Raw genomic sequence first — 25375 nt, 5'->3', positions numbered from 1 at the left:
GGCACAACAAGATACCCGTTCAGGGTGCCCTGGCCAACGGCCTGAAAATGCCACGATACCGTGACGTGGCGTGAGTGCCGCAGCCGACACTTTCGGACAACCGACGACCTTCTGGTGTGTCCGTGACCGTGAGGATTGCGCAATGCCTGATGAGAGTTTGCACCTGCCCGTGGTTAACAGCCTGCTGGAGCGCCATGCGGGCACTCCGGGGGCATTGTTGCCGCTGCTTCATGACATTCAAGAACGCATTGGCTATATCCCCGATGCCGCTGTCCCCGAGATTGCCCATGCGCTGAACCAGAGTCAGGCCGAGGTGCGCGGGGTGATCAGTTTTTACCATGACTTCCGTACCGCGCCGCCGGCCCGGCATATTCTGCGTTTGTGCCGCGCCGAGTCGTGCAAGAGCCGTGGCGCCGAGCAGTTGGCGGCGCAGTTGCGCGAGCGTCTGCAACTGGATGACCACGGCAGCAGTGCCGATGGCAGCATCAGTTTGCGCCCGGTGTATTGCCTGGGTGCCTGTGCCTGTTCGCCGGCGTTGGAGCTGGATGGCCGGGTACATGCGCGGTTGAGTGCCGAGCGCCTGGATGCCCTGCTTGATGCTTGCCGGGAGGACGCGTGATGCCGACTCTGTATTTGCCGACTGATTCCCTGGCCCGTGCCGTGGGTGCCGATGAGGTGGCTGTGGCGCTGATCACTCAGGCCAGAGCACGCAATCTGCCGCTGGAGCTGCAGCGCACCAGTTCCCGTGGTCTGTATTGGCTGGAGCCCTTGTTGGAGGTGGAAAGCCCGCAAGGTCGAATCGGCTTTGGCCCGCTGACCGCTGCCGATGTGCCGTCGGTGCTCGATGCGCTGCAAGATCCGTCTTCCCAGCATCCACTCGCCCTCGGCCTAGTAGAAGCATTGCCCTATCTGAAGACTCAACAACGCCTGCTGTTCGCCCGCGCCGGCATCACCCGCCCGCTGTCGCTGGACGATTACCGGGCCCACGGCGGTTTCGAAGGTTTGACCAGGGCCGTCAACCTCGGTGGTGAACAGACCGCCACCGAGGTGTTCGACTCCGGCCTGCGTGGCCGTGGCGGTGCGGCTTTCCCCGCCGGGATCAAATGGCGCACGGTGCGCGCTGCCGAGGCCGAACAGAAGTACGTCGTTTGCAACGCCGACGAGGGCGACTCCGGCACCTTCGCCGACCGCATGTTGATGGAAGGCGACCCCTTCCTGCTGATCGAAGGCATGGCCATTGCCGGTCTCTGCACCGGCGCCACCTTCGGCTACATCTATGTGCGTTCGGAATACCCGGATGCCGTGGCCACGTTGCGCCAGGCGCTGAACCTGGCGCGTGAGGCCGGTTATCTGGGCGCGAATGTCGGCGGCAGCGGCCAGGCCTTCGATCTGGAAGTACGGGTCGGGGCCGGTGCCTATATTTGCGGCGAAGAAACCGCGCTGCTGGATTCGCTGGAGGGCAAGCGCGGCTATGTGCGCGCCAAGCCGCCGATTCCGGCGCTCAAGGGCCTGTTCGGCCAGCCGACGCTGGTGCACAACGTGCTGACCCTGGCTTCGGTGCCGCTGATTCTGGCCAAGGGCGCGCCGTTTTATCGCGACTACGGAATGGGCCGTTCCCTGGGCACCATGCCGTTCCAGTTGGCGGGCAATGTGCGCAAAGGTGGTCTGGTGGAGCGCGCGTTTGGCCTGACCCTGCGCGAACTGGTGGAAGACTATGGCGGCGGCACCGCCAGTGGTCGGCCGCTGAAGGCCGCACAAGTGGGCGGCCCGTTGGGTGCCTGGGTGCCGCCGTCGCAGTTCGACACGCCGCTGGATTACGAAGCCTTCGCCGCCATCGGCGCGATGCTCGGCCACGGCGGTGTGGTGGTGGCGGACGACAGCCTCGACATGGCGCAAATGGCGCGCTTTGCCATGCAGTTCTGCGCCGAGGAATCCTGCGGCAAATGCACCCCGTGCAGGATCGGCTCGACTCGTGGCGTCGAGGTCATCGACCGGTTGCTGGCCGCGCCTGAACAAGGCGCTCGCGATCAGCAGGTGGTCATCCTCAAGGACCTCTGCGACACCCTGCAATACGGTTCACTCTGTGCCCTGGGCGGCATGGTGTCCTTCCCCGTCGCCAGCGCCCTCAAGCACTTCCCCGCCGACTTCGGTGTGCACGCCTCGGAGGCCGAGCAATGATCACTGTATTCGATCCGAAAACCGACATGGATCTAGGCACGCCGGCTCGCGACAGCCAGGTGCAGATCACCCTGAACATCGATGGCCGCAGCATCAGCGTGCCCGAAGGCACCTCGGTGATGCGCGCTGCGGCGCTGATGGGCACCACCATTCCCAAGCTCTGCGCCACCGACAGCCTGGAAGCCTTCGGCTCGTGCCGCATGTGCCTGGTGGAGATCGAGGGAATGCGCGGCTACCCGGCGTCCTGCACGACGCCGGTCACCGAAGGCATGACCGTACACACGCAGACGCCGAAGCTGGCGACCCTGCGCCGCAACGTGATGGAGTTGTACATCTCCGATCACCCGCTGGACTGCCTGACCTGCTCGGCCAACGGCAACTGCGAGCTGCAAACCGTGGCCGGCCAGGTCGGCCTGCGCGAGGTGCGTTACGGCTACGAAGGCGACAATCACCTGGCCGACGTCAAGGACACCTCCAACCCTTATTTCGATTACGACCCGAGCAAGTGCATCGTCTGCAACCGCTGCGTACGCGCTTGCGAAGAAACCCAGGGCACCTTCGCCCTGACCGTTACCGGGCGCGGTTTTGAATCGCGGATTTCGGCGGCCGGTGGCGAGGATTTCCTCGACTCCGAGTGCGTGTCCTGCGGCGCCTGCGTACAGGCCTGCCCGACCGCGACCCTGATGGAAAAAAGCGTGGTCGAACTCGGTCAGCCCGAGCGTTCGGTGATCACCACCTGCGCCTACTGCGGTGTCGGCTGCTCGTTCCGCGCCGAGATGAAGGGCGATCAACTGGTGCGCATGGTCCCGGACAAGAACGGCCAGGCCAACCACGGCCACTCTTGCGTCAAAGGACGCTTTGCCTGGGGCTACGCCACCCACCCGGATCGCATCACCAAACCGATGATCCGCAAGCACATCAGCGACCCGTGGCAGGAAGTCAGCTGGGACGAAGCGGTGACCTATGCCGCCAGCGAAATGCGCCGTTTGCAGCAGAAATACGGTCGCGACTCGATCGGCGGGATCACCTCCAGCCGCTGCACCAACGAAGAAACCTACCTGGTGCAAAAACTGGTGCGCGCCGCTTTCGGCAATAACAACGTCGACACCTGTGCACGGGTCTGCCATTCACCCACCGGCTATGGCCTGAAACAGACCCTCGGCGAATCCGCCGGCACCCAGAGCTTCGACTCGGTGATGCAGGCCGACGTGGTGCTGGTGATGGGCGCCAACCCCAGCGACGCGCACCCGGTGTTCGCCTCGCAACTCAAACGCCGCCTGCGTGAAGGCGCGCGGCTGATCGTCATCGACCCACGGCGCATCGATCTGGTGGACGGCGTGCACGCCCGCGCCGAACTACACTTGGCCCTGCGTCCCGGGACCAACGTCGCCATGCTCAACGCCCTGGCCCACACCATCATCACCGAAGGCTTGCAGGACCAGGCCTTTATCGACGCCCGTTGCGAAGGCGATGACTTTGCGCGCTGGAGCGAATTTGTCAGCCGTGCGGAAAATTCCCCGGAAGTGATCGGCCCGATCTGCGGTGTGCCGGCGCAAGACATCCGCGCCGCTGCCCGGCTGTATGCCACCGGCGGCAACGCGGCGATCTACTACGGCCTGGGCGTCACCGAACACAGCCAGGGCAGCACCTCAGTGATGGGCATCGCCAACCTCGCCATGGCCACAGGCAACATCGGTCGCGAAGGTGTGGGCGTCAACCCGTTGCGTGGGCAAAACAACGTGCAGGGCTCGTGCGACATGGGCTCATTCCCGCACGAATTGCCCGGCTACCGGCACATCTCCAACGTCGCCGTGCGCACCGAGTTCGAACAGGCGTGGAACGTCACCCTGCAACCCGAGCCCGGCCTGCGCATCCCCAACATGTTCGAGTCGGCACTGGCTGGCAGCTTCAAAGGCCTGTACTGCCAGGGCGAGGACATCGCCCAGAGCGACCCGAATACCCAGCACGTCACCGCCGCCCTGTCGGCCATGGAATGCGTGGTGGTGCAGGATATTTTCCTCAACGAAACCGCGAAGTTCGCCCACGTGTTCCTGCCGGGCAGCTCATTCCTGGAAAAAGACGGCACCTTTACCAACGCCGAACGGCGTATCTCGCGGGTGCGCAAGGTGATGGAGCCGCTGGGCGGCAAAGCCGACTGGGAAGGCACCGTGGCCCTGGCCAACGCCCTGGGCTATCGGATGGATTACCAACATCCATCGGAAATCATGGATGAAATCGCCCGCCTGACGCCGACTTTCACCAACGTGAGTTACGCCGAACTGGAGCGTCACGGCAGCCTGCAATGGCCGTGCAACGCCGAGGCACCGGACGGCACGCCGACCATGCATATCGAGGAGTTCGTGCGTGGCAAGGGGCGCTTTATGCTCACCGGTTACGTGCCGACCGAAGAGAAGGTCAACGCCCGTTATCCACTGCTGCTGACCACCGGACGGATCCTCAGCCAGTACAACGTCGGCGCCCAAACCCGGCGCACCGACAACGTCGCCTGGCATGATGAGGACCGCCTGGAAATCCACCCGACCGACGCCGAGAGCCGTGGCATCAACGAGGGGGATTGGGTCGGCATAGGCAGCCGCGCGGGGCAGACCGTACTACGCGCGCGAGTCACCGAACGGGTGGCACCGGGGGTGGTGTACACCACCTTCCACTTCCCGGAATCGGGGGCCAACGTGATCACCACCGACAACTCCGACTGGGCCACCAACTGCCCGGAATACAAGGTCACGGCCGTGGAAGTCAGCCGCGTCTATCACCCTTCCGAGTGGCAAAAACGCTACCAGGCCTTCAGCGACGAACAGGATCGCCTGCTCAAGGACCGCCGACAGGCACGGGGCGATAAAGCGGAGGTACGCCGATGAGCACAGCCAATTTGATCAAGATGGCCAACCAGATCGCCCAGTACTTCGCCAGCCAACCGGACCAGGAACAGGCGGTGCTCAGTGTGCGCAATCATCTGCAGTTGTTCTGGGCACCGAGTATGCGCAGGGAATTGTTGGAGTGGCAGACGGAGCATAAGGGCGCGGAGCTGCATCCATTGGTGCAGGCGGCGGTGATTGGGGCCGGGTGGGGGGCATGAAAACCTAAAACCAAAACACCACCCCTGTAGGAGCGAGCCTGCTCGCGATAGCGGTCTGACAGTCGACAAATAAGTTGAATGTAAGGCCGCCATCGCGAGCAGGCTCGCTCCTACAAAGGGAATCGGTATGGGTGTGGATGGTCAGCTATCCCCACCCACCTTGCGCACCGCCTCTTCAATCGCCCGCACACTGATCGCTGCAAAAATCGCCGTCAACAACACCCCATTAAACCCCAGCAAAATCGCCAACACCCGCGACAGCGGCTGTTTCGGCACCAGTTCGCCGTAGCCGATGGTCAGCCCTGTCACGAAGCCGAAGTAGATACCGTCGAACGGCTGCCAGCCTTCCACATAGGCAATGATCAGGCCGACCGTGACGATCACCACCAGCATGGTTGAGAAGATCGGCCAAGCCAATTTCAGGTAATAACCGACAGCTTTGTAGAACTCGCGGCGGATGTTCGACACGGGAGCGTTGTTCATGGCGGGGCTTTCCTGGGAGTGGCCGGGGCACTGCATCAGCTTGGCACAACCTGGGAAATTTGAACGGCAACCCGTCCCCGACCACAAGCACAGGTCTTTTTTTTCCTCGGCGAAACCGCGATCATCCTCGACCGCCAAGCCCATCTCAGGATTCACACCATGCAACTGCCGCTGGAATCGGTCGCCCTTTTCGCGCTCAAGCTCGTTCACGAAACGGATGGCGCGAGCCCGGTGTTGCGCGATGATCCGGTGATGGACGAGTACACACGGGAAGTCTTCGAGTTGCTGCTGCGCCGCGAGGATCTCGCGGCGATCCAACTCAAGATCGCCGCCTGCGTGGAGTTGGCGCTGGCGGCTGTCGGCGGTGTTGATAAACCGCTGGGGCGCGAGTTGCAGCGCCTGGCCGGCGATGTGGCCACGGCGCCGACCCTTGAGCAGTTGCAGGCGCCGCTGCTGGCGCTGCGGGATTATCTGAAAGACATTCAGTGACCCGATGAGGACCTGACTGATACCGGCATCGCCCGACGCTTGATCAGCCCCACCAGCAGCGCCGCCAGAATCAGCACGATCGACAGCCCTTCGCGGCCATCCACCCGATGGCCGAGGATCAGCATCGAGCCGCCTATGCCGAACAGCGGAATCAGCAACGACAACGGCGCCACCCGCGAGACCGGGTACTCGCGCAGCAACAGGTTCCAGCCCCAGTAGCAGAAGTGCGTCGCCGCGTAGACCTGGAACAGCAACGAGAACAACGCCAGCCAGTGGAAGTCCGTGACCAGCCCGGTAAACGGCGCCGAACCGTGGGCGAGCCAGGTCAGCAACAGCAAGGGGATCGGCGGGAACAGGCTGGCCCACACCACAAAGGCGAACATCTCACGCACGTTCGATTGCTTGATGATCACGTTGCCGACGCTCCAACTGAAAGCGCTCACCAGTAACAGGCCATAGCCCAGCGTGGTGGCCTGACCGGGACTGCTGGCGATGATATTCACCAGTCCCACAGCCGCCAGGCCAATACCCACTACCTGCCCGAAACGCAGGCGTTCGCGAAACAGCAGCACGCCCCAGCCGAGGGTGAAAAAGGCGCTGAACTGAATCAACAACGCAGCGGTTCCGGCAGGGACGCCCATCTCGATACCGAGGTTGATCAGCGCCCACATCGCCACCCCGAAAATCAGCCCGTAAGCGGCCAGCCAGCGGAAGGCAATCGGTGGTCGGCGGATAAAAAACACCCAGGGCAACGCGGCCAGGGTGAAGCGCAGGGCGGTCAACAGCAGCGGATCAATGCTCGCCAGGCCCAATTGGGTGACCGGGAAATTCAGCCCCCAGACGGCCGTAACCAATACGGCGAGTATCAAGTGTTTGCTGTGCATGGTGCGCGGTTCCTCAGGACAGGACCCGCACTATGGGCAATACGGGTATCGGCCCGCTTGCGCTATCGGGTCTTTGATCAGTAAATTTGGGCCATGCCCAAAACCCAGATCGATCCCTACGAAACTATTCCCCGCGATGCCGTGGTCACCGCCAGCGACTATCACGACGGCCTGCACTTTGCGCGGCACAGCCATCAGCGCGGACAATTCGCCTACGCCGCCTGCGGGGTGATCACCGTGTTCAGCGACCAAGGCGACTGGGTCGTGCCGCCGCAGCGGGCCATTTGGGTCCCGGCCGGCGTGCCCCACGCCATGTCCATGAATGGGCCGGTGACCATGCTCAACACCTACATCCGCCCCCTCGCCGCCACCCGCCTCGGCCTGCCGGCGCACTGCCAGGTGTTCGGCGTTTCGCCTTTGCTCCAGCAATTGCTGATGGGCGCCATCGACGTCGCGCCGCTGTACGCCGAAGATCAGCGCGAAGGTCACTTGATGAGCCTGCTGCTGCACGAAATCGCCGCCATGCCGCCGCTCTCGCTCAATGCCCCGCTGCCCCGTGAGCCGAGGTTGGCACTGGCCTGTCGCAAGTTGTTGGAGCAGCCGTCGCTGGAGGTGGGGATCGATACGATGTGCCGGCAGGTGAGCATGAGTCGGCGGACCTTTACCCGTCTGTTTCGCCAGGAAACCGGGATCAGCTTTGTCGAGTGGCGCCAGCAGGCGTGCCTGTTGAGTGCCGTGGTGAGGCTGGGCAATGGCGAGGCGGTGACGCGGGTGGCGATGGATCTGGGCTACAGCAGCCCAAGCGCATTCAGCAGCAGTTTCCGCCGTTTGTTGGGGGAAGTACCGAGTCGCTATTTTGCACAACAGGGAGTGAAGGAATGAGTGGAACCTTGATGATGTCTTGCACGGTCACTAACGGTCAGCTGCCAAGCACCGAAGCATCGTCGATCGACGTGCCCTGGTGGAGTTTCGGCAAAACCGTGATGGCGGCCACCGCCCTGACCCTGGTGTGCGATGGTCTGGTCGACCTCGACCAACCGCTGCCGGAAGGCCCCTTCACTTTGCGCCAATTGCTCCAGCATCAAGCCGGTTTGGCGGACTATGGCGAGTTGCCGGAGTACCACGCGGCAGTGGCCCGGCACGAGTCGGCGTGGTCGGTGGATGAACTGCTGCAGCGGCTCGACGCAACCCGGTTGCGCTATGCACCGGGTACGGGTTGGCGTTATTCGAATGTGGGCTATCTGTACGTCGCACGGCTGATCGAGCGCATCAGCGGTTTGTCCTTGGAGCAGGCTTTGCAACAACGCGCTTTGCTCCCATTAGGCATTTCTCACGTGCGCCTGGCCCGCAAGCGCAGCGATCTGCCAGGCACGGCCGCCAGCTACGATCCGAACTGGGTCTATCACGGCCTGTTGATCGGGCCGCTGCCACAGGCCGCGATTTTCCTCGATCGACTGCTGGCCGGGGACTTGCTGCCAGCCAACCTGCTCGAGGCCATGCAGAGCGTCTATCACCTCGGCGGTCCGATTCCCGGTCGGCCGTGGCAGTCACCCGGCTACGGCCTGGGCGTGATGCAAGGTCCGACGGCGGATGGCTTGCTGCTGTGCGGTCATACCGGTGGCGGTCCGGGCAGCGTGGTCGCGGTGTATCAAGCGAGCCGGGGCGACGACTCGGCCACCGCTGCGGTGTTCGTCGAAGGCGGCAGCGAAGGACAGGTCGAGAAGGCGGTCGTCGAGGCGCTGTTATCTGCCCTGAATTGAAATAGCTTGGTAATGACACTTATTCTCATTAAAGTACGCCGATTCGCGTGGAGCCGCTTTTGGCGTGGCAGGGACGGTGGGCATGGACTCGGGAGACAACCAGCACAAACTCAGCGCGCTGTTTATCGGCCAGCGCGGGGCCTTGATCCGCATGCTCTCGCGGGTGGTCGGCTGCGCCAGCCTGGCTGAGGACCTGGCCCAGGAAACCTACGTCAAGGTCGCCAATGCCCTGAAGACCCGGCCCATCGAGCACTTGCACCCCTTCCTCTACCAGACCGCCCAGTACCTGGCCTTCGATCACCTGCGCAGCCAGCGCAGCAAACGCCGCTTCGAATGCCAGTGGGTCGACGACAGCGTGGTGGTGGAAGTGCCGACCAGCGTCCCCGGTCCGGACATTCAGGTGCAGGGCCAGCAACAGTTGCAGCAATTCCAGAAAGTCCTCGGCAGCCTACCCAAGCGCCAGCAACAAATCCTGGTTTTGCATAAACTGCAGGGCTTATCCCAGGGCGAGATTGCCCAGCGCCTGCAGGTGTCCTTGAGTACGGTGGAAAAAGATCTGCGAAATACCCTCAATGCCTGCCTCAAAGCCACCGACTTGCAGGACCGCCATGACTGACCAGCCCACCCGACTGCCGCCTGGCGCAACCGCTCGGGAACAGGCAAGCGACTGGTTCGCCCAGCGTCAGGCCATCGCCGACAACCCACTGCTGCGCCAGCGTTTCGAGCAGTGGCGCGCGGCCGATTCGCACCATGCCGACGCCTACGCCGAGCTGGAGAACCTCTGGCAATCCCAGGCATTCGAACAGGCCCTGCAAGCGCTGGCGGTTGATCTCGGATTGCCGCCCGCCCCGCTCGAAAAGCCCCCGGTCCACCGCCGCTGGCTGGCCACCGCCGCGGCCCTGCTGCTGATGCTCGGCGTCGGCTGGATCGGCGATGTGCCGATGCGCCTGCAAGCCGACCACCTGACGGCGACCGCCGAGGTCCAGCGCCTGCAACTACCCGACGGTTCAAAGATCGTGCTCGGCAGTCACAGCGCCATCCGCACCGAATTCGACGGCACTCAACGGCGCATTCGCCTGTTGCGTGGCGAGCTTTACGTCGAGGCCTTCCATGACAGCGCGCGGCCGATGGTGATCGACACCGGCGAGGCGCAGGTCACAGTGGTCGGCACCCGCTTCAGCGTCAGTAAAAACGCCAATGGGGTGACGGTGGCGGTACGCGAAGGCCGAGTGCGCCTGGCCAATCGCGAGGGTGCGGACAGCCTGTTGCAAGCCGGCAACTGGCAGCAACTCAAGCTGGGCCATTTGCAAGCCCTGCACACGGAAGGCAGTGAACGGCAACTGGCCTGGCTGAATGGCCGCTTGTCGTTCCAGGACCGGCCACTGGCGCAGGTGCTGGATGAGTTACAGCGTTATTACCCGGCGCCGATTGTGCTGCTCAACGAGCGTGCCGCGCAGCAGAACGTCAGTGGCAGCTACCAGTTGGATGATCCGCAAGCCGTGGTCCAGGCGCTGGCCAAGGTGACGGCCAGCCAACTGACCCGACTGCCCGGCGGCGCCCTTCTGATTCGCTGAATCACGACCTCGAAAAAAATTTTACGGCTTTTGCGCAGCCAACCCGTCAAGGAATTGCTTTTGCAAATAATTCCTATTCAGTACGGGACTCGCATGCTCTTTCCTACGCTCAATCCGACCCCCGCCCGCAGCCTGCTGGCACTCGCCATCTGCCTGGCCTGCAGCCACGCCGCCGCCGTCGAGCCCGTCGCCGAGACGACCGGCCACGAAATGCAAAGCACCCATCGCTTTGCCATTGCTCGCCAGCCACTGGCTAACGCGCTGGATCAATTGAGCGTGCAGAGCGGTCTGCAGATCGCCTACACCTCGGAGATGGCCCAGGGCATCGAGTCTCCCGGCGTCAACGGCCAGATGAGCATCCAGCAGGCCTTGAACCAACTGCTGGCCGGCAGCTCGTTGGACTTCCAGCAAAACGGTCCCAACGCGATCATCCTTGTGCAGCGCGCCAGCGCCGGTGACGCACTGGAGTTGGGCGCCACCAGCATCATCAGCAACCAGTTGGGCACCGTCACCGAAGGCAGCGACTCCTACACCCCCGGCACCATCGCCACCGCCACGCGACTGGTGCTGACGCCACGGGAAACCCCGCAGTCGATCACCGTGATCACCCGCCAGCACATGGACGACTTCGGCCTGAACAACGTCGACGACGTGATGCGCCACACCCCAGGCATCACCGTCTCGGCCTTCGACAGCGACCGCACCAACTACTACGCCCGCGGTTTTTCCATCAACAACTTCCAGTACGACGGCGTGCCCTCCACCGTGCGCAACGTCGCCTACTCGGCGGGCAACACCCTCAGCGACATGGCCATCTACGACCGCGTCGAAGTGCTCAAGGGCGCCACCGGCCTGCTGACCGGCGCCGGTTCGCTGGGCGCCACCATCAACCTGGTGCGCAAGAAACCCACCGCCGACTTCCAGGGCCACGCCAGCCTCGGCGTCGGTTCCTGGGACAACTACCGCAGCGAACTGGACGTCAGCGGCCCGCTGACCGAAACCGGTAACGTCCGTGGCCGCGCCGTGGCGGCCTACCAGGACAAGCATTCGTTCATGGACCACTACTCGCGCGACAGCTCGGTGTACTACGGCATCGTCGAATTCGACCTGACCCCGGACACCCTGCTGACCCTCGGCGGCGACTATCAGGACAACAATCCCAAGGGTTCCAGCTGGTCCGGCAGCTTCCCGCTGATCAACTCCGAAGGCGGGCATAACAGCGTTTCGCGCTCGTTCAACAACGGCACCGACTGGAGCGGCTGGGAGCAATACACCCGCACCGTGTTCGCCACCCTTGAGCATGAACTGGGCAACGGCTGGGTGACCAAGCTGCAACTGGACCACAAGATCAACGGCTACCACGCCCCGCTCGGCTCGATTCAGTTCGACCAGCCACAGCCCGACGGCACGGCGAAAATCAACACGCAGAAGTACACCGGCGAAACCACCAGCGACTCGGCAGACTTCTACCTCAGCGGGCCATTTACCTTCATGGGCCGTGAGCATGAACTGGTGATCGGCGGCTCGGCGGGCAACTCGCACTGGACCGGCAAGGGTTACTGGGACGTGACCCAGAACGCGCCAAACGTGGTCGACTTCAACAACTGGAACGGTAACTTCCCTGAGCCAAACTGGGGCCCGGTGTCGCAACGCACCGATGACACCGTGCGGCAGACCGGCACCTACATGACCACCCGCCTGAATGTCGCCGACGACCTGAAGGTGTTTCTCGGCGGCCGCGTGGTCAACTATCACCTGACCGGCCTGACCCCGTCTTACCGCGAGACCGGGCGCTTCGTACCCTACGTCGGCGCGGTCTACGACCTCGACGAGCAATACTCGGTGTACGCCAGCTACACCGACATCTTCATGCCCCAGGACAGTTGGAACAAAGACCGCAACAGCACCATCCTCGAACCGGACGAAGGCCAGAACTATGAGCTGGGTCTCAAGGGCGAGTTCTTCGACGGCCGCCTGAACAGCAGCCTGGCCTACTTCGAGGTGCACGAAAACAACCGCTCGATGCCGGACGACGACTACAACAACCAGCAACCGACGCCACCGAACTACGCGTTCAAGGGCACCAAGGCCACCACCAAGGGTTATGAACTGGAAATCTCCGGCGAACTGGCCCCCGGCTGGCAGGTGCAGGCCGGCTACACACACAAGATCGTGCGCGACGAAAACGACCAGAAGATCTCCACCTTCGAACCTGAAGACCAGGTCAGCCTGTACACCCGCTACAAATTGCACGGTGACCTCGACAAGCTGACCGTCGGTGGCGGCCTGCGCTGGCAGAGTGTCGGCTGGCAATCGATCTACAACGCGCCGCTGGGTCACTACGAGGATATCGCCCAGGATGCCTATTGGCTGGTGGACCTGATGACCCGCTACCAGATCACCCAGAACCTTTCGACGACCCTCAACGTCAACAACATTTTCGACAAGTCGTATTACACCAACATCGGCTTCTATAACTCGGCGGCCTACGGCGAACCGCGTAACTTCATGCTCAACACGCGCTGGGATTTCTGAGTTGGCAGCTGCCTGTGCAGGGGGGGTTGCATAACCCTGCGCAGGCGGCCCCTACAACACCGGCAACACCACCCGCGCTTCCAGCCCGCCAATGCTGCGGTTTCTCACCGTCAGTTCGCCACCGTGTTCCAGCACGATGGCCCGCGCCGCCGACAACCCCAGGCCGACACCGCCGGTGCTTTTATTGCGCGAGCCTTCCAGGCGATGGAACGGCACGAACACCTGTTCATAACTGTCACTGGGGATTCCCGGCCCGCGATCCAGCACGCGAATAGTCACGTGTTCGGCATCGCTGCGCAGCTCGATGGCCGGTTCACTGGCATATTTGAGGGCGTTTTCCAGCAGGTTGGTGATCACCCGTTTCAGCCCCAGCGGACGACCGACATACGCCAGGCGCTGGGGGCCGCTGAAAGGGATTTCGATGGACTGGTCGCGGTAGTCGTCTATCAGGGTTTGCAGGAGTTCGGCGAGGTCGAACGGGGTGGCTTGTTCAAGGCGTGCGTTGTCGCGGAAGAACTCCAGGCTGGAATTGATCATGGCGTGCATTTCGTCGACGTCGCTGAAGAGCTTTTTCTGCAACTGCGGATCGTCGATGAATTCACCGCGCAAACGCATGCGCGTCAGCGGCGCGCGCAGGTCGTGGGAGATGGCGGCGAGCATTTGCGTGCGGTCCTTGATGAAGTGCTGCAACTGCGCCTGCATGGCATTGAACGCGAGGATCGCCTGGCGGATTTCGTGGGGGCCGACCGGCTTGATCGGCGGCGCACGGAAATCCACGCCAAAGCGTCGGGCGCCCTCGGCGAAAGTTTGCAGGGGGCGGGCCAGGCGGCGGGTGGCGATCAGCGCGACCAAGCCGGTGGAGAGCAATATCAGCACCACCACGATCAAATTGCGCGCCCAGTGCTCCAGGCCCCAACTGCGTGACGGCATGCTGAACATCAGCCAGGAGCCGTCCGCCAGTTGCATGGCCATGGCGTATTGGCCATTGTGCTGCGGCCAGTCCGAGGGTTGGTAGGCTTCCAGGCGCTCACTGTTGAACAGTTTGCGGGCGTTTGGTTTGTCGGCACGGCTGGCGGCGTCAGGTGCGGCGGGCAGCTCCAGCGCTTCGTGGCTGGCGCTCCAGCGGATCGTCAGGCTGCTGTCGCTTGCAGCGTCGGCCAGGCGTTGTCGTTGCGCCGGTTCGGAGGCGGCGATCACTCGACTGAGGGACGAAAGTTTTTCCAGCAGCCCGGTCTCGGTCAACGGCGGATAGGCCCAGACGCCTGCGACCTGGGTGAACAGCGCGTAGAAGCCCAGGGAGGTCAGCATCGCGAGGATGGTGGTCAGGGCGATCCAGCGCGACACGGTATCGCGTTTGCGCAGGCACCAGGCCGCCCGCCAACCTTTCACTGCCGGGTCACGCTGGGGGTGAACAGGTAACCGCCGTTACGCACGGTGCGAATCATTTCCGGGCGTTTGCTGTCGATTTCCAGCTTGCGCCGCAAACGGCTGACCTGCACGTCGATGCTGCGATCGAAGGCTTCGTGGGTGCGTCCGCGCGCCAGATCCAGCAGCAGTTCGCGGGTGAGGATGCGTTGCGGGTGCTCGACGAACACCAGCAGCAGGTCGAATTCACCGGCTGACAGCGGGATCATCACCTGATCCGGCGAGCGCAGTTCGCGGCGCGTCAGGTCCAGTTGCCAGTCGCAGAACTTGATCAGCGGATGGGGCACTTGGCCGGTCAGCGGACGCACTTCGCCGACCCGGCGCAACACCGCACGTACCCGTGCCAACAGCTCGCGAGCATCGAACGGCTTGCTGACGTAATCGTCGGCGCCCATTTCCAGGCCCACCACGCGGTCGCTCAGTTCGCCCATAGCGGTGAGCATGATCACCGGCATGCTGTGTTGCTGGCGCAGGCGCTGGCACAGCGTCAGGCCGTTTTCGCCGGGCATCATGAGGTCGAGGATGATCAGGTCGGGCATTTGTCGCTCAAGGGCGGCCCACAGCGCCACGCCGTCGGTGGCCACGTCGACGACATAACCTTGCTGGACAAAGAATTTACGCAGCAGATCGAGGACCTCAAGGTCGTCGTCCACGATCAACAGATGGCTCACCGGCGGGCACACTCAGCGATGGATAGTGCGGATATCTAAAACCATTCGGTGAGGTTCGTCATATATTTCAACTCGGTCACAAAGCATCAATCCGGTAAAAAAGCAGACATTTTTAAGCAAGGCACGGATGTCAGGATCCAGTTCCCTTATCCCGAAGACTGTTTGCCATGCCTTTGTTCAAGCGTTCCCATGCACTGTTCCGCAATGCTGCATTGCTGCTGACCTTGACCTACCTGTACGGCTGCGCCAGTCGTACTTCGGCCGACAGCGCCCAGGCCGGCTACCCGTTGCATGACCCGGCGGAACAGGTCAACCGCGGCAATTTCGCCTTCAACCAGGTGATCGACGAAGACGCCATCGAGCCGGTTGCCCGGGGTTATGGCTACACGCCGGAATTCTTCCAGTTGGGTCAGCACAACTTCACCACCCACTTCAACCAACCCACGGTGTTCCTCGACAGCCTGCCCCATGTCAACGGCAAACCCTCCTTTGAGCGCTCCGACACGCCGGGCATCGCCCTTCGTCGCTCCGCCTTCGGCCAGACCTTCGGTATCTGGGGCGTTATCAGCGGGCCGCTCGTGGCAACCGATGCCACGTAACAGCCCGCCGCTGGTGCTCGAACAGCGCCTGAACCGACGCGCCAACAGCGGCCTGCACTGCAGCGAAACCAGCCTGCGCCTGACCGACGACGAGCGCGAACTGGTGCTCAGCCGCTACATCGAACTGTACCGCCCCGAAGGCGTGGAATGGGTCGAGCGCAGCCACCGCATCTCGGTCAACGCCCTGCTGCGCTGGATCATCGCCAACGGCGAGGCGCAGGCGGTGGAGCAAGGCAGCGACCTGCCGGGGCGGGGGTCGATGAATTGATCCGCCTCCCCTGAATACCCTGCTCCCACAGAAGAGCCGCTCGGTGTTGCACTGCAGGGAATGTTCCGGCCCATCACCTGCGTTATCATCGCCGGCCTGTTTTTACCTGGAGCCCACCCCTCGGATGTCCACGCCTGCGCCGCACCTCGCTGATCAATCGCCCTTGCCCGCCGTGCTGGTCGGCCCGCTGTTGCGGCGTCTGGAACCGACGCGCCTGGTGCTATGGCTGGTGGGATCGCGGGAACTGGCGCTGACCCTGCGCCTGGCCGGCGTCGGCGACATCGCGCTGAAGCCCCAGGTCATCGCGGTCGGCCGCCAGGCCTTTGTCCACCTGATCGACGTTCAACTCGACCAGGCCCTGCCCCAGGACGTGAGCATCGACTACGATTTGCTGGTCAACGGCGACGATGGCCAGCAGTCGGGCATCGCCGACTGGGCGCCGCACCTGCTGTACGGCACGGCGCAATCGGCGAACTTTGTCCTGCGCAGCCGCATCGACCAACTGCTCCATGGCTCCTGCCGCAAGCCGCATTTTCCAGCCCGCGATGGCCTGCTCTGTGTCGATCAATTGCTGGCGGACAACCCCGCCCCCGAACAACGCCCGGCGCTGTTGATGATGAGCGGCGATCAGGTCTACGCCGACGATGTCGCCGGCCCGATGCTGCGGGCGATCCACGCGCTGATCGAGCGCCTGGGCCTGTTCGGCGAGCACCTCGACGGCGCGGTGGTCGAGGACAGCGCCGCGCTCTACCAGCACCCGGCCAGTTACTACCATCGCGCCGACCTGCTGCCGGCGCTGGAGAGCAACGAGACCCTGCGCGAACGCTTCTTCGGCGGTGCGCGCAAACCGATTTTCACCAGCAGCAGCGCCGACAATCACTTGGTGACTTTCGCCGAAGTCATGGCCATGTATCTGCTGGTCTGGTCGCCCACCGCCTGGACCCTGATCGACCCGCAGCCGCCGGCGCTGACGCCAGAACGCCGCGAGCGTTATGCCCTCGAACAGACCCGCATCGACGCCTTCAAGCTCGGCCTCGATCAGGTGGCACGAGTGCTCGCCCATTTGCCGTGCCTGATGATTTTCGATGACCACGACATCACCGACGACTGGAACCTCAGCGCCCAATGGGAACAGACCGCCTACGGCCATCCGTTCTCCAAGCGCATCATCGGCAACGCGCTGATCGCCTACCTGCTGTGCCAAGGCTGGGGCAACAACCCGGATGCGTTCACCGGCCTTGTGGATAAAACCCGGGCCCTCGACCCGCAGCACGGCTACCTCGACAGCAGCGCCCAGGATGAGCTGATCGACGACCTGCTGAAGTTCCAGCACTGGCATTACGTGCTGCCGACCACTCCGGCGCTGGTGGTGCTCGACACCCGCACTCGGCGCTGGCGCAGCGAGTCCAATCTCAAGCAACCCTCGGGCTTGCTGGATTGGGAAGCCCTGTGCGAGTTGCAACAGGAACTGCTTGATCATCCGTCAGCGATCATCGTTTCGCCGGCGCCGGTGTTTGGCGTCAAGCTGATCGAGACCGTGCAGAAAGTCTTCAGCTGGTGTGGCTACCCGCTGCTGGTGGACGCGGAAAACTGGATGGCCCATCGCGGTGCGGCACAGGTGATCCTCAACATCTTTCGTCACTCGCGCACGCCGGGCAATTACGTGATCCTCTCCGGTGACGTGCATTACTCGTTCGTCTACGAAGTGCTGATCCGCCACCGCAGCGCCGGGCCGCGCATCTGGCAGATCACCAGCAGCGGCATCAAAAATGAATTCCCGCCCACCCTGCTGGAGTGGTTCGATCGCCTCAATCGCTGGCTATACTCGCCACGCTCGCCGCTGAACTGGCTGACCAAACGCCGGCGCATGCAGGTCGTGCCCCACGTACCGGAGCACGCGGAAGCCGGCGAGCGGTTGTGGAATTCGGCGGGGATTGGCCAGGTGTTTTTCAATCAACAGGGCCAGCCCCAGGCAATCTACCAGCACAACTCGAACGGCGCGGCGAAAACCCGGATGGTGCCACCCGCCACCGATTGATCTCTGAGAAACGAAGGATATGTATGCTCAAGCGCAACAAGATGGTGCCCGAACTGACGGTCAGCGACATCGCCAAAAGCCTGGACTTCTGGACTCGCTTGATCGGTTTCCAGGTCGCTTACGACCGTCCCGAGGAGGGCTTCGCCTACCTCGACTTCGACGGCGTGCAGGTGATGCTCGAACAGTATTTTCCCGACGACGGCCAGTGGCACACCGGGCCATTGCAGGCGCCCTTTGGTCGCGGGATCAATTTCCAGATGGAAGTGCAGCAGGTCGAACCGATCCTGGCTCGGCTGACGGCCGCCCAATGGCCGCTGTTTCGTCCCGTTGGCGAAGCCTGGTATCGCTCCGGCGAGATGGAAGTCGGCCAGCTTGAACTGATCGTCCAGGACCCTGACGGTTACTTGTTGCGCCTGGCACAGGCACTCGGTGAGCGGCCGATTCTCTGACCCCGGCCGCGCCAGCGCTCTATCACGCGCCCCCCCCAAAAACGCTGGCTCGTGCACTTATCAATAATGTTTATTTCCTCGCCGTGCGGTTTGACGCCCGCCCTGCCGCCCGGCGCTAATGACCTTCCATCGTCGCCGCTCGATGACGCCCCGACGATTTGCCCAAGGTCATGACATGCACACCCCAGCGTCCCTCAAGCACTCTGAATCGCCCCATTGCAAAAACTGCAAGCTGGCCTCGTTATGCCTGCCACTGGCGCTGGGCAGTGACGATGTCAGTGCCCTCAATGCCATCGTCAAACGCGAACGCCCGCTGCGCAAAGGCGACAGCCTGTTTCGCCAGGGCGATGCCTTTACGTCGATTTACGTGATCCGCTCCGGCGCCTTGAAGACCTCCAGCGTCAACCTCAATGGCGAGGAGCACATCATCGGGTTTCATCTGCCCGGCGAGCTGATCGGGTTGTCGGGGATGGATATCAACACCTACGCCTGCACCGCCCAGGCCCAGGAAACCACCACTGTCTGCGAAATCCCCTTCGATCAACTCGAAGCCCTGCTGGAGAAAATCCCCCAGCTACGGCGGCAACTGATCAACCTGATGAGCCGGGAAATTCGCGACGATCACAAAATGATGCGCATGCTCGCGCAGAAAAATGCCCATGAGCGCCTGGCGATGTTCCTGGTCGACCTGTCCGGGCGTTTCCACGCCAATGGCTATTCAGCCCGGCAATTTCGCCTGAACATGACCCGCGACGAAATCGCCAACTACCTGGGCATCGCCACCGAAACCACCTGCCGCAGCTTTACCTTGCTGCAACAGCAGGGCCTGATCGTGGCCCAGGGCAAATCGATCCAGATTCTGGATTCACCGTCGTTGTCGCAGCTTTCGGAGCGTTAGCCTGCCAATCCCTTGTAGGAGCGAGCCTGCTCGCGATGACGGTGTATCAGTCGATATTTGAGTCGGCTGACAGGGCGCTATCGCGAGCAGGCTCGCTCCTACATTAGTGGAGGGTGGTCATTCAGTTTTCAGAACGCCGTACACCCCCCCGCACAATCATCTCCACCTCCCGCTCGTCCAATGTCAGGGGCGGCAGCAGGCGGATGATGTTGCCCCGGGTGACGTTGATCAGCAGCCCGTGATCGCGGGCGGCGGTCAGGCTCAGGTTGCGTATCGACTGTTTCAACTCGATGCCAATCATCAGGCCCAGGCCACGGATCGCCGCCACATTCGGCAGGCCCTCGAGTTCGGCGCGCAGCCGGCTCAACAGGCGTTCGCCCTGGCGCCGGGCGTTTTCCAGCAGGCCCTGCTCCTCGATGATTTCCAGCACCGTGCAACCGACCCGGCACGCCAGCGGATTACCGCCGAAGGTGCTGCCATGGCTGCCGGGGGTGAACAGTTCGGCAGCCTTGCCCCGGGCCAGGCAGGCGCCGATCGGCACGCCGTTGCCCAGGCCCTTGGCCAGGGTCATGACGTCGGGAACGACGCCTTCGTGTTGAAAGGCAAACCACTGCCCGGTGCGGCCGATGCCGGTCTGAATTTCATCGAGCATCAACAACCAGTTGTGCCGGTTGCACAGCCCACGCAACGCCCGCAAAAAGCCAACAGGCGCCGGCTGTACACCACTTTCACCCTGCACCGGCTCCATCAGCACCGCGACGATGCGCTGGCCATAGGTGGCCTGCGCCTGCTCCAGTGCGGCGAGGTCGCCAAACGGCACCTTGAGAAAATCCCCCGGCAATTGCGCAAAACCCAGGCGCACCGCCGGGCCGTCACTGGCCGACAGGGTGCCGAGGGTACGGCCGTGAAAGGCATTTTCCATGACCACCACCAGCGGCTGCTCGATCCCTTTTTGCCAACCGTACAGCCGCGCCAGTTTCAACGCCGTCTCATTGGCCTCGGCGCCGGAGTTGCTGAAAAACGCCCGATCCATTCCCGACAATTGCGTCAGCTTCTGCGCCAGCCGCTGTTGCCAATCGATGCTGTACAGGTTGGAGGTGTGCAGCAACAGCCCGGCTTGTTCGGTGATGGCGCTGACCACACGCGGGTGCGAGTGACCGACATTGGTCACCGCCACGCCCGCCACCGCGTCCAAGTATTCACGCCCGGCCTGATCCCACAGGCGAGTGCCCAGGCCCCGGGTAAAACTCAGGGCCAGGGGTTGGTAAGTGCTCATCAGGTGGGTGGCGGTCATGGGGGGCAGGCTCCTTGAGGTGGGATGAGGACACTCCTACAGGGGTTGCGTACAGTTAGCAGGACAGTGTTTTCGCAGTATCGTTAACCACCAGAGCTGGATAAACGCCTTAAAACTTCAATCATCTTAAAGCTGAGCTTGATAATGGATCTGTTCCTGGCAATGTCGGTGTACGTCAAAGTGGTCGAGACCGGCAGCATGACCGCCGCTGCTCGCCACTGCAGTTTGTCGACCACTATGGTCGGTAATCACCTGCGAGCGCTGGAGCAACGCCTGGGGGTCAGCCTGATCAACCGCACCACGCGGCGCCAGCGCCTGACCGAATTCGGCAGCGCCTACTACGAGCGCTGCCTGGAAGTGCTGGGGCTGGTCAACGAATCCGAGCGGCTCGCCGAGACGGTCCAGGGCGAGCCCAAGGGCACCCTGTGCATCACCGCGCCGCCGAGCTTTGGCTCCGAATGCCTGGCCCCGGCCATGCACCTGTTTACCCAGCAGTACCCGGACATCCGCGTCGATATTCTGCTCAACAACCAGGTGATGGACCTGATCGACAACAGCGTCCACGTTGCCTTTCGCCTCGGCAACCCCGAGCCGTCAGGCCTGATTGCCCGGCCTTTGGTCGACTACACCCTGAGCATCTGCGCCGCCCCGTCCTATCTGGAGCGACACGGGGTGCCGACCACCCCCAGCGAACTGAGCCAGCATGCCTGCCTGACTTATGCCTATCCGGCCGGTGACGAGTGGAGTTCAGTAGGCAAGCAATGGCCGCTGAGCGGGCCGGAGGGCGAAGTGCTGGTGCCGGTCAGCGGGCCGATGGTGATCAACAGCGTACCCGGCCTGCTACAGGCCGCGCGCGTCGGCATGGGCGTGGTGATGTTGCCTGACGTGCTGGTGCAACAGGATTTGCGCGAAGGCAAGCTGGTAGCCCTGCTGCAGGACTACCAACTGCCGCGCCGGGCGATGAATCTGGTCTACGCCCCTGACCGCTATCGCCTGCCGAAACTGCGCTGCTTTGTCGAATTCGCCCTGCAGATGTGGGGCAAGCCGGGGTTTACTGGCCAGCCCTCACCAACACCGGTTTATCCGCATAGCGCTGGGGATAAAGCTGTTTGAGTTGCGCCACTTTCGGCAGGTCGTTGATCACGATGTAAGGATGGCTCGGGTGCTCGGTGAGGAAGTTCTGATGATAGTCCTCGGCCGGGTAGAAGCCGTTGTAGGTTTCCAGCGTGGTCACGATCGGTTTGCTGAAGACCTGGGCGGCGTCCAGTTGTTTGATATAGGCCTGGGCGACGCGCTGTTGCTCAGGATTTTCGACGAATAGCGCCGAGCGATATTGGGGGCCACGGTCCGGTCCCTGACGGTTCAGTTCGGTGGGGTTATGGGCCACTGAAAAGTAGATTTGCAGCAAGCTGCCATAGCTGACCTGGGCCGGGTCGTAGGTCACTTGCACCGCTTCGGCGTGACCCGTATCGCCCTCGCCGACCCGCTCATATTGCGCCGTCTCGGCACGGCCACCGGCATAGCCGGACACCGCGTTCTTCACCCCTTTGACGTGCTGGAACACGCCCTGCACGCCCCAGAAGCAGCCGCCGGCGAACACTGCGGTTTCACTGCCCGTCTTGGGCGTTTCATCGAGTACCGGCGGGGCCAGCAGGACGGCCTCCTCGGCGCCTGCGACCGACATGGCCAGGCATTGTCCGACAACGCCGGCCAGCGCCAGACCAAGCAGGCTTCGACGCCAGGTCCATTGCATTTTCATCATCATTTTCCTCAGTCATGCACAGGTAAAGGCTCAGGCCGCTTGCGCGGTGAAGGTCATCGCCAGGCCGTTCATGCAGTAGCGCAGGCCGGTGGGTTGTGGACCGTCATCGAAGACATGGCCCAGGTGCCCGCCGCAACGACGGCAGTGCACGGATTCACGGAGCATGCCGACGGAGCGGTCCTGGCGCGTGCCGACCGCATTCGCCAGCGGTGCCCAGAAGCTCGGCCAGCCGGTGTGGCTGTCGAACTTGCTGCTGGAAGAAAACAGCGCCAGCTCGCAGCCGGCGCAGGCGAAAGTGCCGGGCCGGTGTTCATTGTTCAGAGGGCTGCTGTAGGCGCGCTCGGTGCCTTCTTCACGCAGGATGTGGAACTGCTCGGCGCTCAATCGCTGGCGCCACTGTTCATCGCTGTAATTGACCTCGAAAGTCTCGGCGGCCTGCGCGGATTCGATCAACGTCACCCTCCGTGGCCAGGCACTCGCCACCAACGCCGCAATGCCCAGCCCGCCGCCTGCCAGAAGAACTTGTCGACGTGAGTACATGGCTGTCTCCGAAAAATCACTGTGAGGGGTATGCAACACAGCCTAGGCTTGTGCTGATCGCCAAATCCTCACGGGCAGTTAAACAATTCGTGATAACTCGGCGCCGGGAAAACCCGCACAATGGGTGTCATTACGTAACGAGATCGAAGCCCTATGGATCAGCCCAAACGCGTCCTGGTGGTCGAGGACGACACGCACATCGCCGACCTGATCTGTCTGCACCTGCGGGACGAGCATTTCGAGGTGGTGCACAGCGCCGACGGCAACCAGGGCCTGCGCCTGCTCGAACAAGGCAACTGGGACGCGCTGGTCCTCGACCTGATGCTGCCCGGGGTCGACGGCCTGGAAATCTGCCGCCGCGCGCGGGCCATGGCGCGCTACACGCCGATCATCATCACCAGCGCGCGCTCCAGCGAAATGCACCGCATCCTTGGCCTCGAACTGGGCGCCGACGATTACCTGGCCAAACCGTTCTCGATGCTCGAGCTGGTGGCGCGGGTCAAGGCCCTGCTGCGCCGGGTCGACGCCATGGCGCGCAACCTGAAGATGGATGCCGGCAGCCTGAATAGCGACGGCCTGTTCATCGATCCGATCACCCGCGAAGTGGCGCTGCACGACAAGCGCCTCGACCTGACCCCGCGCGAGTTCGACCTGCTGTATTTCTTCGCCCGCCAGCCGGGCAAGGTGTTCTCGCGCATGGACCTGCTCAACGCCGTCTGGGGCTACAGCCACGAAGGCTACGAGCACACGGTCAATACCCACATCAATCGCCTGCGGGCGAAGATCGAAAGCGACCCGGCGCAACCGGTGCGCATCCTCACTGTCTGGGGTCGCGGCTATAAGTTCGCCTCGGCGCAGGAGTCGGCATGAGACTGACCCTGTCGCAACGCCTGTCCCTGGTGTTCGCCCTGTTGCTGCTGGTGTGCAGCGGCACCTCGGTGTGGATGCAGGTGCGCGCGAACAAGATGCACGAGCTGGAAGTGGTGCAAGGTCTGTCCCGCGACCTGGCCCAGCACATCGCCCGCGACACCCAGTTGATGGACGCCAACGGCCTGAAACCCGAAGCCCTGCGCGGACTGTTCAGCCAGTTGATGCTGGTGAATCCGAGCGTCGAGGTGTACCTGCTCGACAACCAGGGCCGGATCATCGGCGACGCCGCGCCGGAAGGTCACCTGCGCCGTGAGCAAATCGACCTGGCGCCTGTACAGCGTCTGCTCAACGACGAAAGCCTGCCGATCCTCGGCGACGACCCGCGCAGTGTCGACGGCCGCAAGGTGTTCAGTGCCGCTCCGCTCAAGGTCGCCGGCAAGCAGGCGGGGTATCTGTATGTGGTGCTGCTCAGCGAAGAGCGTGACCGCCTCGCCGAGCGCGATGCCAACAGCGTTGCCCTCAATACCGCGCTGTGGTCGATTGGGTTGGTGGCGTTGCTGTGCCTGATCGCTGGTCTCACCGCTTTTACCCTGATCACCCGGCCGCTGCGGCGCCTGACCGACAGCGTGGCGCACTTCGATATCGATGGTGTGCCTGCGGCACCGCCCGTTGCACCTGCGCCCGAGCCATCGGCCAGCCAGGACGAAATTGCCATACTCGATGCAGCCTTTCGGCAGATGCAAAACCGTCTCGGCGAACAATGGCGCTCCCTGACCCGTCAGGACCAGGAGCGCCGTGAGTTGGTGGCGAACATTTCCCATGACCTGCGCACGCCGCTGGCGTCGCTGCATGGTTACCTGGAAACCCTGTCGCTCAAGGACGCCAGCCTGACCCCGGAGGAGCGCCGGCGCTACCTGGGCATCGCCCTCGATCAGAGCCGCAAGGTTGGAGGGCTGGCGCAGTCGCTGCTGGAGCTGGTGCGCCTGGAACACGGATTCGTCCAGCCGGTGCTGGAGCGGTTTCCGGTGACGGATCTGGTGCAGGATATTTTCCAGAAATTCGAGCTGACCGCTGAAGCCCGGCAGGTGCAACTCAACGCCAGCTTTGCGCCAACGGTAGCGGCGGTGTGCGCTGACCTGGGGCTGATCGAGCGGGTGCTGACCAATCTGTTCGACAACGCGTTGCGCTATACACCGGTCGGTGGCTCGATCGATATCCGCTTGGTGCCTCAGGGTAAATTCGTCGAAATCACCGTCAGCGACAGCGGCCCGGGGATCGCGGCCGAACTGCGCGAGGGCTTGTTCTTGCGTCCCTTCAACATCGGCGGCGCCCGCCGCGACGGCGGCCTTGGCTTGCGCATCGTGCAGCGGATCCTGCAACTGCATGGGCGGCAGATTCGCTTGCTGGATGTGCCGGGGCAGGGTGCGACTTTCAGCTTTTCCCTGCCGGTGGATGAAGAGACAGCCAGCGGGTTGGCGGTGCGCTCGATGAATCTGAATACGCCGGGGACTCATTGAGGCGCAGACGCCTGTCGGGCCGCCGCGATTGCTTTGGGTCAGGC

The 25375-nt window shown here is 63.0% G+C and carries 25 protein-coding genes; 18 read left to right on the top strand and 7 right to left on the bottom strand.

Annotated elements, in window-relative coordinates:
- Nucleotides 1-142: 142 nt before the first annotated feature.
- The 4 genes from NR126_RS05925 to NR126_RS05910 are packed head-to-tail and all read left to right on the top strand — an operon-like array spanning nt 143 to nt 5275.
- Nucleotides 143-619, top strand: coding sequence for a formate dehydrogenase subunit gamma (locus tag NR126_RS05925; RefSeq protein ID WP_027619627.1), 477 nt, complete (start codon nt 143-145; stop codon nt 617-619).
- Complete coding sequence (locus NR126_RS05920) at nt 619-2178, top strand: NADH-quinone oxidoreductase subunit NuoF (RefSeq protein WP_256829880.1); 1560 nt, start codon at nt 619-621, stop codon at nt 2176-2178. Before NR126_RS05925 ends, NR126_RS05920 begins: the two co-directional genes overlap by 1 nt.
- A complete protein-coding gene (gene fdhF / locus NR126_RS05915; protein ID WP_256829879.1) occupies nt 2175-5057 on the top strand; it encodes a formate dehydrogenase subunit alpha in 2883 nt (960 codons plus the stop codon). The genes NR126_RS05920 and fdhF overlap by 4 nt, the downstream gene beginning before the upstream one ends.
- Entirely contained in the window at nt 5054-5275 is a 222-nt protein-coding gene (locus NR126_RS05910) for a formate dehydrogenase subunit delta (RefSeq protein ID WP_027619624.1), read from the top strand. The genes fdhF and NR126_RS05910 overlap by 4 nt, the downstream gene beginning before the upstream one ends.
- A gap of 141 nt (nt 5276-5416) precedes the next feature.
- Here NR126_RS05910 and NR126_RS05905 read toward each other — a convergent pair whose 3' ends face one another.
- Nucleotides 5417-5758: a potassium channel family protein gene (locus NR126_RS05905; protein ID WP_256829877.1), complete on the bottom strand. Its 342-nt coding sequence runs from the start codon at nt 5756-5758 to the stop codon at nt 5417-5419.
- 159 nt (nt 5759-5917) lie between these two features.
- Between NR126_RS05905 and NR126_RS05900 the strand changes: the two genes are divergently transcribed.
- On the top strand, nt 5918-6247 hold the full coding sequence (locus NR126_RS05900) for a hypothetical protein (RefSeq protein WP_027619622.1): 330 nt from the start codon (nt 5918-5920) through the stop codon (nt 6245-6247).
- Here the strand turns inward: NR126_RS05900 and NR126_RS05895 are convergent.
- Nucleotides 6241-7131, bottom strand: a complete 891-nt coding sequence (locus tag NR126_RS05895) for an EamA family transporter (protein ID WP_256829875.1) — start codon at nt 7129-7131, stop codon at nt 6241-6243. The two genes, NR126_RS05900 and NR126_RS05895, sit on opposite strands and share 7 nt — an antisense overlap.
- Nucleotides 7132-7224: 93 nt before the next feature.
- Between NR126_RS05895 and NR126_RS05890 the strand changes: the two genes are divergently transcribed.
- The 5 genes from NR126_RS05890 to NR126_RS05870 all read left to right on the top strand — a co-directional run bounded on the left by NR126_RS05890 (nt 7225) and on the right by NR126_RS05870 (nt 13000).
- Entirely contained in the window at nt 7225-8013 is a 789-nt protein-coding gene (locus tag NR126_RS05890; protein ID WP_027619620.1) for a helix-turn-helix domain-containing protein, read from the top strand.
- 11 nt (nt 8014-8024) lie between these two features.
- Nucleotides 8025-8891 carry a serine hydrolase gene (locus tag NR126_RS05885; RefSeq protein WP_256829963.1) on the top strand — a complete coding sequence of 289 codons (867 nt, stop codon included), beginning with the start codon at nt 8025-8027 and terminating at the stop codon, nt 8889-8891.
- A gap of 82 nt (nt 8892-8973) precedes the next feature.
- Complete coding sequence (locus NR126_RS05880) at nt 8974-9507, top strand: RNA polymerase sigma factor (protein WP_256829874.1); 534 nt, start codon at nt 8974-8976, stop codon at nt 9505-9507.
- Nucleotides 9500-10465: a FecR family protein gene (locus tag NR126_RS05875; protein WP_027619617.1), complete on the top strand. Its 966-nt coding sequence runs from the start codon at nt 9500-9502 to the stop codon at nt 10463-10465. Before NR126_RS05880 ends, NR126_RS05875 begins: the two co-directional genes overlap by 8 nt.
- A gap of 93 nt (nt 10466-10558) precedes the next feature.
- On the top strand, nt 10559-13000 hold the full coding sequence (locus tag NR126_RS05870; RefSeq protein WP_081786384.1) for a TonB-dependent siderophore receptor: 2442 nt from the start codon (nt 10559-10561) through the stop codon (nt 12998-13000).
- A gap of 51 nt (nt 13001-13051) precedes the next feature.
- On the opposite strand, the gene NR126_RS05865 is transcribed toward NR126_RS05870, so the two are convergent.
- Together NR126_RS05865 and NR126_RS05860 are read right to left on the bottom strand one after the other, a co-directional pair.
- Nucleotides 13052-14389 carry an ATP-binding protein gene (locus NR126_RS05865; protein WP_027619615.1) on the bottom strand — a complete coding sequence of 446 codons (1338 nt, stop codon included), beginning with the start codon at nt 14387-14389 and terminating at the stop codon, nt 13052-13054.
- Nucleotides 14386-15096 (bottom strand): response regulator, encoded by a 711-nt coding sequence (locus NR126_RS05860; RefSeq protein WP_027619614.1) that lies wholly within the window; start codon nt 15094-15096, stop codon nt 14386-14388. Before NR126_RS05860 ends, NR126_RS05865 begins: the two co-directional genes overlap by 4 nt.
- 167 nt (nt 15097-15263) lie before the next feature.
- On the opposite strand from NR126_RS05860, the gene NR126_RS05855 reads away from it, so the two are divergent.
- The 5 genes from NR126_RS05855 (at nt 15264) to fnr (ending at nt 19348) form a co-directional block, all read left to right on the top strand.
- Nucleotides 15264-15695 carry an MlaA family lipoprotein gene (locus NR126_RS05855; RefSeq protein ID WP_051550557.1) on the top strand — a complete coding sequence of 144 codons (432 nt, stop codon included), beginning with the start codon at nt 15264-15266 and terminating at the stop codon, nt 15693-15695.
- Nucleotides 15685-15963 (top strand): hypothetical protein, encoded by a 279-nt coding sequence (locus NR126_RS05850; protein ID WP_027619613.1) that lies wholly within the window; start codon nt 15685-15687, stop codon nt 15961-15963. The genes NR126_RS05855 and NR126_RS05850 overlap by 11 nt, the downstream gene beginning before the upstream one ends.
- Before the next feature lie 124 nt (nt 15964-16087).
- On the top strand, nt 16088-18001 hold the full coding sequence (locus tag NR126_RS05845) for an alkaline phosphatase D family protein (RefSeq protein WP_105754773.1): 1914 nt from the start codon (nt 16088-16090) through the stop codon (nt 17999-18001).
- Between the two features lie 23 nt (nt 18002-18024).
- The gene (locus tag NR126_RS05840; RefSeq protein WP_105754774.1) at nt 18025-18450 is read left to right on the top strand and encodes a VOC family protein; all 426 of its coding nucleotides are present in this window, start codon (nt 18025-18027) and stop codon (nt 18448-18450) included.
- 175 nt (nt 18451-18625) lie between these two features.
- A complete protein-coding gene (gene fnr, locus NR126_RS05835) occupies nt 18626-19348 on the top strand; it encodes a fumarate/nitrate reduction transcriptional regulator Fnr (RefSeq protein WP_105754775.1) in 723 nt (240 codons plus the stop codon).
- Nucleotides 19349-19469: 121 nt separating this feature from the next.
- Here the strand turns inward: fnr and NR126_RS05830 are convergent, their stop codons facing one another.
- On the bottom strand, nt 19470-20642 hold the full coding sequence (locus NR126_RS05830) for an aspartate aminotransferase family protein (RefSeq protein ID WP_256829871.1): 1173 nt from the start codon (nt 20640-20642) through the stop codon (nt 19470-19472).
- A 144-nt stretch (nt 20643-20786) separates the two neighbouring features.
- On the opposite strand from NR126_RS05830, the gene NR126_RS05825 reads away from it, so the two are divergent.
- Nucleotides 20787-21755, top strand: coding sequence for a LysR family transcriptional regulator (locus NR126_RS05825; protein WP_081786383.1), 969 nt, complete (start codon nt 20787-20789; stop codon nt 21753-21755).
- On the opposite strand, the gene msrA is transcribed toward NR126_RS05825, so the two are convergent.
- Together msrA and msrB are read right to left on the bottom strand one after the other, a co-directional pair.
- A complete protein-coding gene (msrA, locus tag NR126_RS05820; protein ID WP_027619608.1) occupies nt 21694-22401 on the bottom strand; it encodes a peptide-methionine (S)-S-oxide reductase MsrA in 708 nt (235 codons plus the stop codon). The genes NR126_RS05825 and msrA overlap by 62 nt on opposite strands.
- Before the next feature lie 33 nt (nt 22402-22434).
- Nucleotides 22435-22944, bottom strand: coding sequence for a peptide-methionine (R)-S-oxide reductase MsrB (gene msrB, locus NR126_RS05815; protein ID WP_256829869.1), 510 nt, complete (start codon nt 22942-22944; stop codon nt 22435-22437).
- Nucleotides 22945-23097: 153 nt separating this feature from the next.
- Between msrB and NR126_RS05810 the strand changes: the two genes are divergently transcribed.
- Both NR126_RS05810 and NR126_RS05805 read left to right on the top strand, forming a co-directional pair.
- Complete coding sequence (locus tag NR126_RS05810; RefSeq protein WP_027619606.1) at nt 23098-23814, top strand: response regulator transcription factor; 717 nt, start codon at nt 23098-23100, stop codon at nt 23812-23814.
- The gene (locus tag NR126_RS05805) at nt 23811-25331 is read left to right on the top strand and encodes a HAMP domain-containing sensor histidine kinase (RefSeq protein WP_256829868.1); all 1521 of its coding nucleotides are present in this window, start codon (nt 23811-23813) and stop codon (nt 25329-25331) included. The genes NR126_RS05810 and NR126_RS05805 overlap by 4 nt, the downstream gene beginning before the upstream one ends.
- Nucleotides 25332-25375: the final 44 nt, after the last annotated feature.

The sequence above is a fragment of the Pseudomonas sp. Pse1 genome (assembly GCF_024519635.1).
Taxonomy (GTDB): domain Bacteria; phylum Pseudomonadota; class Gammaproteobacteria; order Pseudomonadales; family Pseudomonadaceae; genus Aquipseudomonas.
Note: the sequence above shows the minus strand (reverse complement) of the source record. Positions and strands in the feature narration are given on the sequence as shown.

Coding starts and splice junctions, on each gene's coding strand:
- NR126_RS05905 (WP_256829877.1), bottom strand. CDS start 5,758: ATGAACAACGCTCCCGTGTCGAACATCCGCCGCGAGTTCTACAAAGCT.
- fnr (WP_105754775.1), top strand. CDS start 18,626: ATGCACACCCCAGCGTCCCTCAAGCACTCTGAATCGCCCCATTGCAAA.
- NR126_RS05880 (WP_256829874.1), top strand. CDS start 8,974: ATGGACTCGGGAGACAACCAGCACAAACTCAGCGCGCTGTTTATCGGC.
- NR126_RS05830 (WP_256829871.1), bottom strand. CDS start 20,642: ATGACCGCCACCCACCTGATGAGCACTTACCAACCCCTGGCCCTGAGT.
- NR126_RS05925 (WP_027619627.1), top strand. CDS start 143: ATGCCTGATGAGAGTTTGCACCTGCCCGTGGTTAACAGCCTGCTGGAG.
- NR126_RS05885 (WP_256829963.1), top strand. CDS start 8,025: ATGATGTCTTGCACGGTCACTAACGGTCAGCTGCCAAGCACCGAAGCA.
- msrA (WP_027619608.1), bottom strand. CDS start 22,401: ATGAAAATGCAATGGACCTGGCGTCGAAGCCTGCTTGGTCTGGCGCTG.
- NR126_RS05840 (WP_105754774.1), top strand. CDS start 18,025: ATGCTCAAGCGCAACAAGATGGTGCCCGAACTGACGGTCAGCGACATC.
- NR126_RS05890 (WP_027619620.1), top strand. CDS start 7,225: ATGCCCAAAACCCAGATCGATCCCTACGAAACTATTCCCCGCGATGCC.
- NR126_RS05895 (WP_256829875.1), bottom strand. CDS start 7,131: ATGCACAGCAAACACTTGATACTCGCCGTATTGGTTACGGCCGTCTGG.
- NR126_RS05810 (WP_027619606.1), top strand. CDS start 23,098: ATGGATCAGCCCAAACGCGTCCTGGTGGTCGAGGACGACACGCACATC.
- NR126_RS05805 (WP_256829868.1), top strand. CDS start 23,811: ATGAGACTGACCCTGTCGCAACGCCTGTCCCTGGTGTTCGCCCTGTTG.
- NR126_RS05875 (WP_027619617.1), top strand. CDS start 9,500: ATGACTGACCAGCCCACCCGACTGCCGCCTGGCGCAACCGCTCGGGAA.
- NR126_RS05910 (WP_027619624.1), top strand. CDS start 5,054: ATGAGCACAGCCAATTTGATCAAGATGGCCAACCAGATCGCCCAGTAC.
- NR126_RS05850 (WP_027619613.1), top strand. CDS start 15,685: ATGCCACGTAACAGCCCGCCGCTGGTGCTCGAACAGCGCCTGAACCGA.
- NR126_RS05870 (WP_081786384.1), top strand. CDS start 10,559: ATGCTCTTTCCTACGCTCAATCCGACCCCCGCCCGCAGCCTGCTGGCA.
- NR126_RS05920 (WP_256829880.1), top strand. CDS start 619: ATGCCGACTCTGTATTTGCCGACTGATTCCCTGGCCCGTGCCGTGGGT.
- msrB (WP_256829869.1), bottom strand. CDS start 22,944: ATGTACTCACGTCGACAAGTTCTTCTGGCAGGCGGCGGGCTGGGCATT.
- fdhF (WP_256829879.1), top strand. CDS start 2,175: ATGATCACTGTATTCGATCCGAAAACCGACATGGATCTAGGCACGCCG.
- NR126_RS05845 (WP_105754773.1), top strand. CDS start 16,088: ATGTCCACGCCTGCGCCGCACCTCGCTGATCAATCGCCCTTGCCCGCC.
- NR126_RS05900 (WP_027619622.1), top strand. CDS start 5,918: ATGCAACTGCCGCTGGAATCGGTCGCCCTTTTCGCGCTCAAGCTCGTT.
- NR126_RS05855 (WP_051550557.1), top strand. CDS start 15,264: ATGCCTTTGTTCAAGCGTTCCCATGCACTGTTCCGCAATGCTGCATTG.
- NR126_RS05825 (WP_081786383.1), top strand. CDS start 20,787: ATGGATCTGTTCCTGGCAATGTCGGTGTACGTCAAAGTGGTCGAGACC.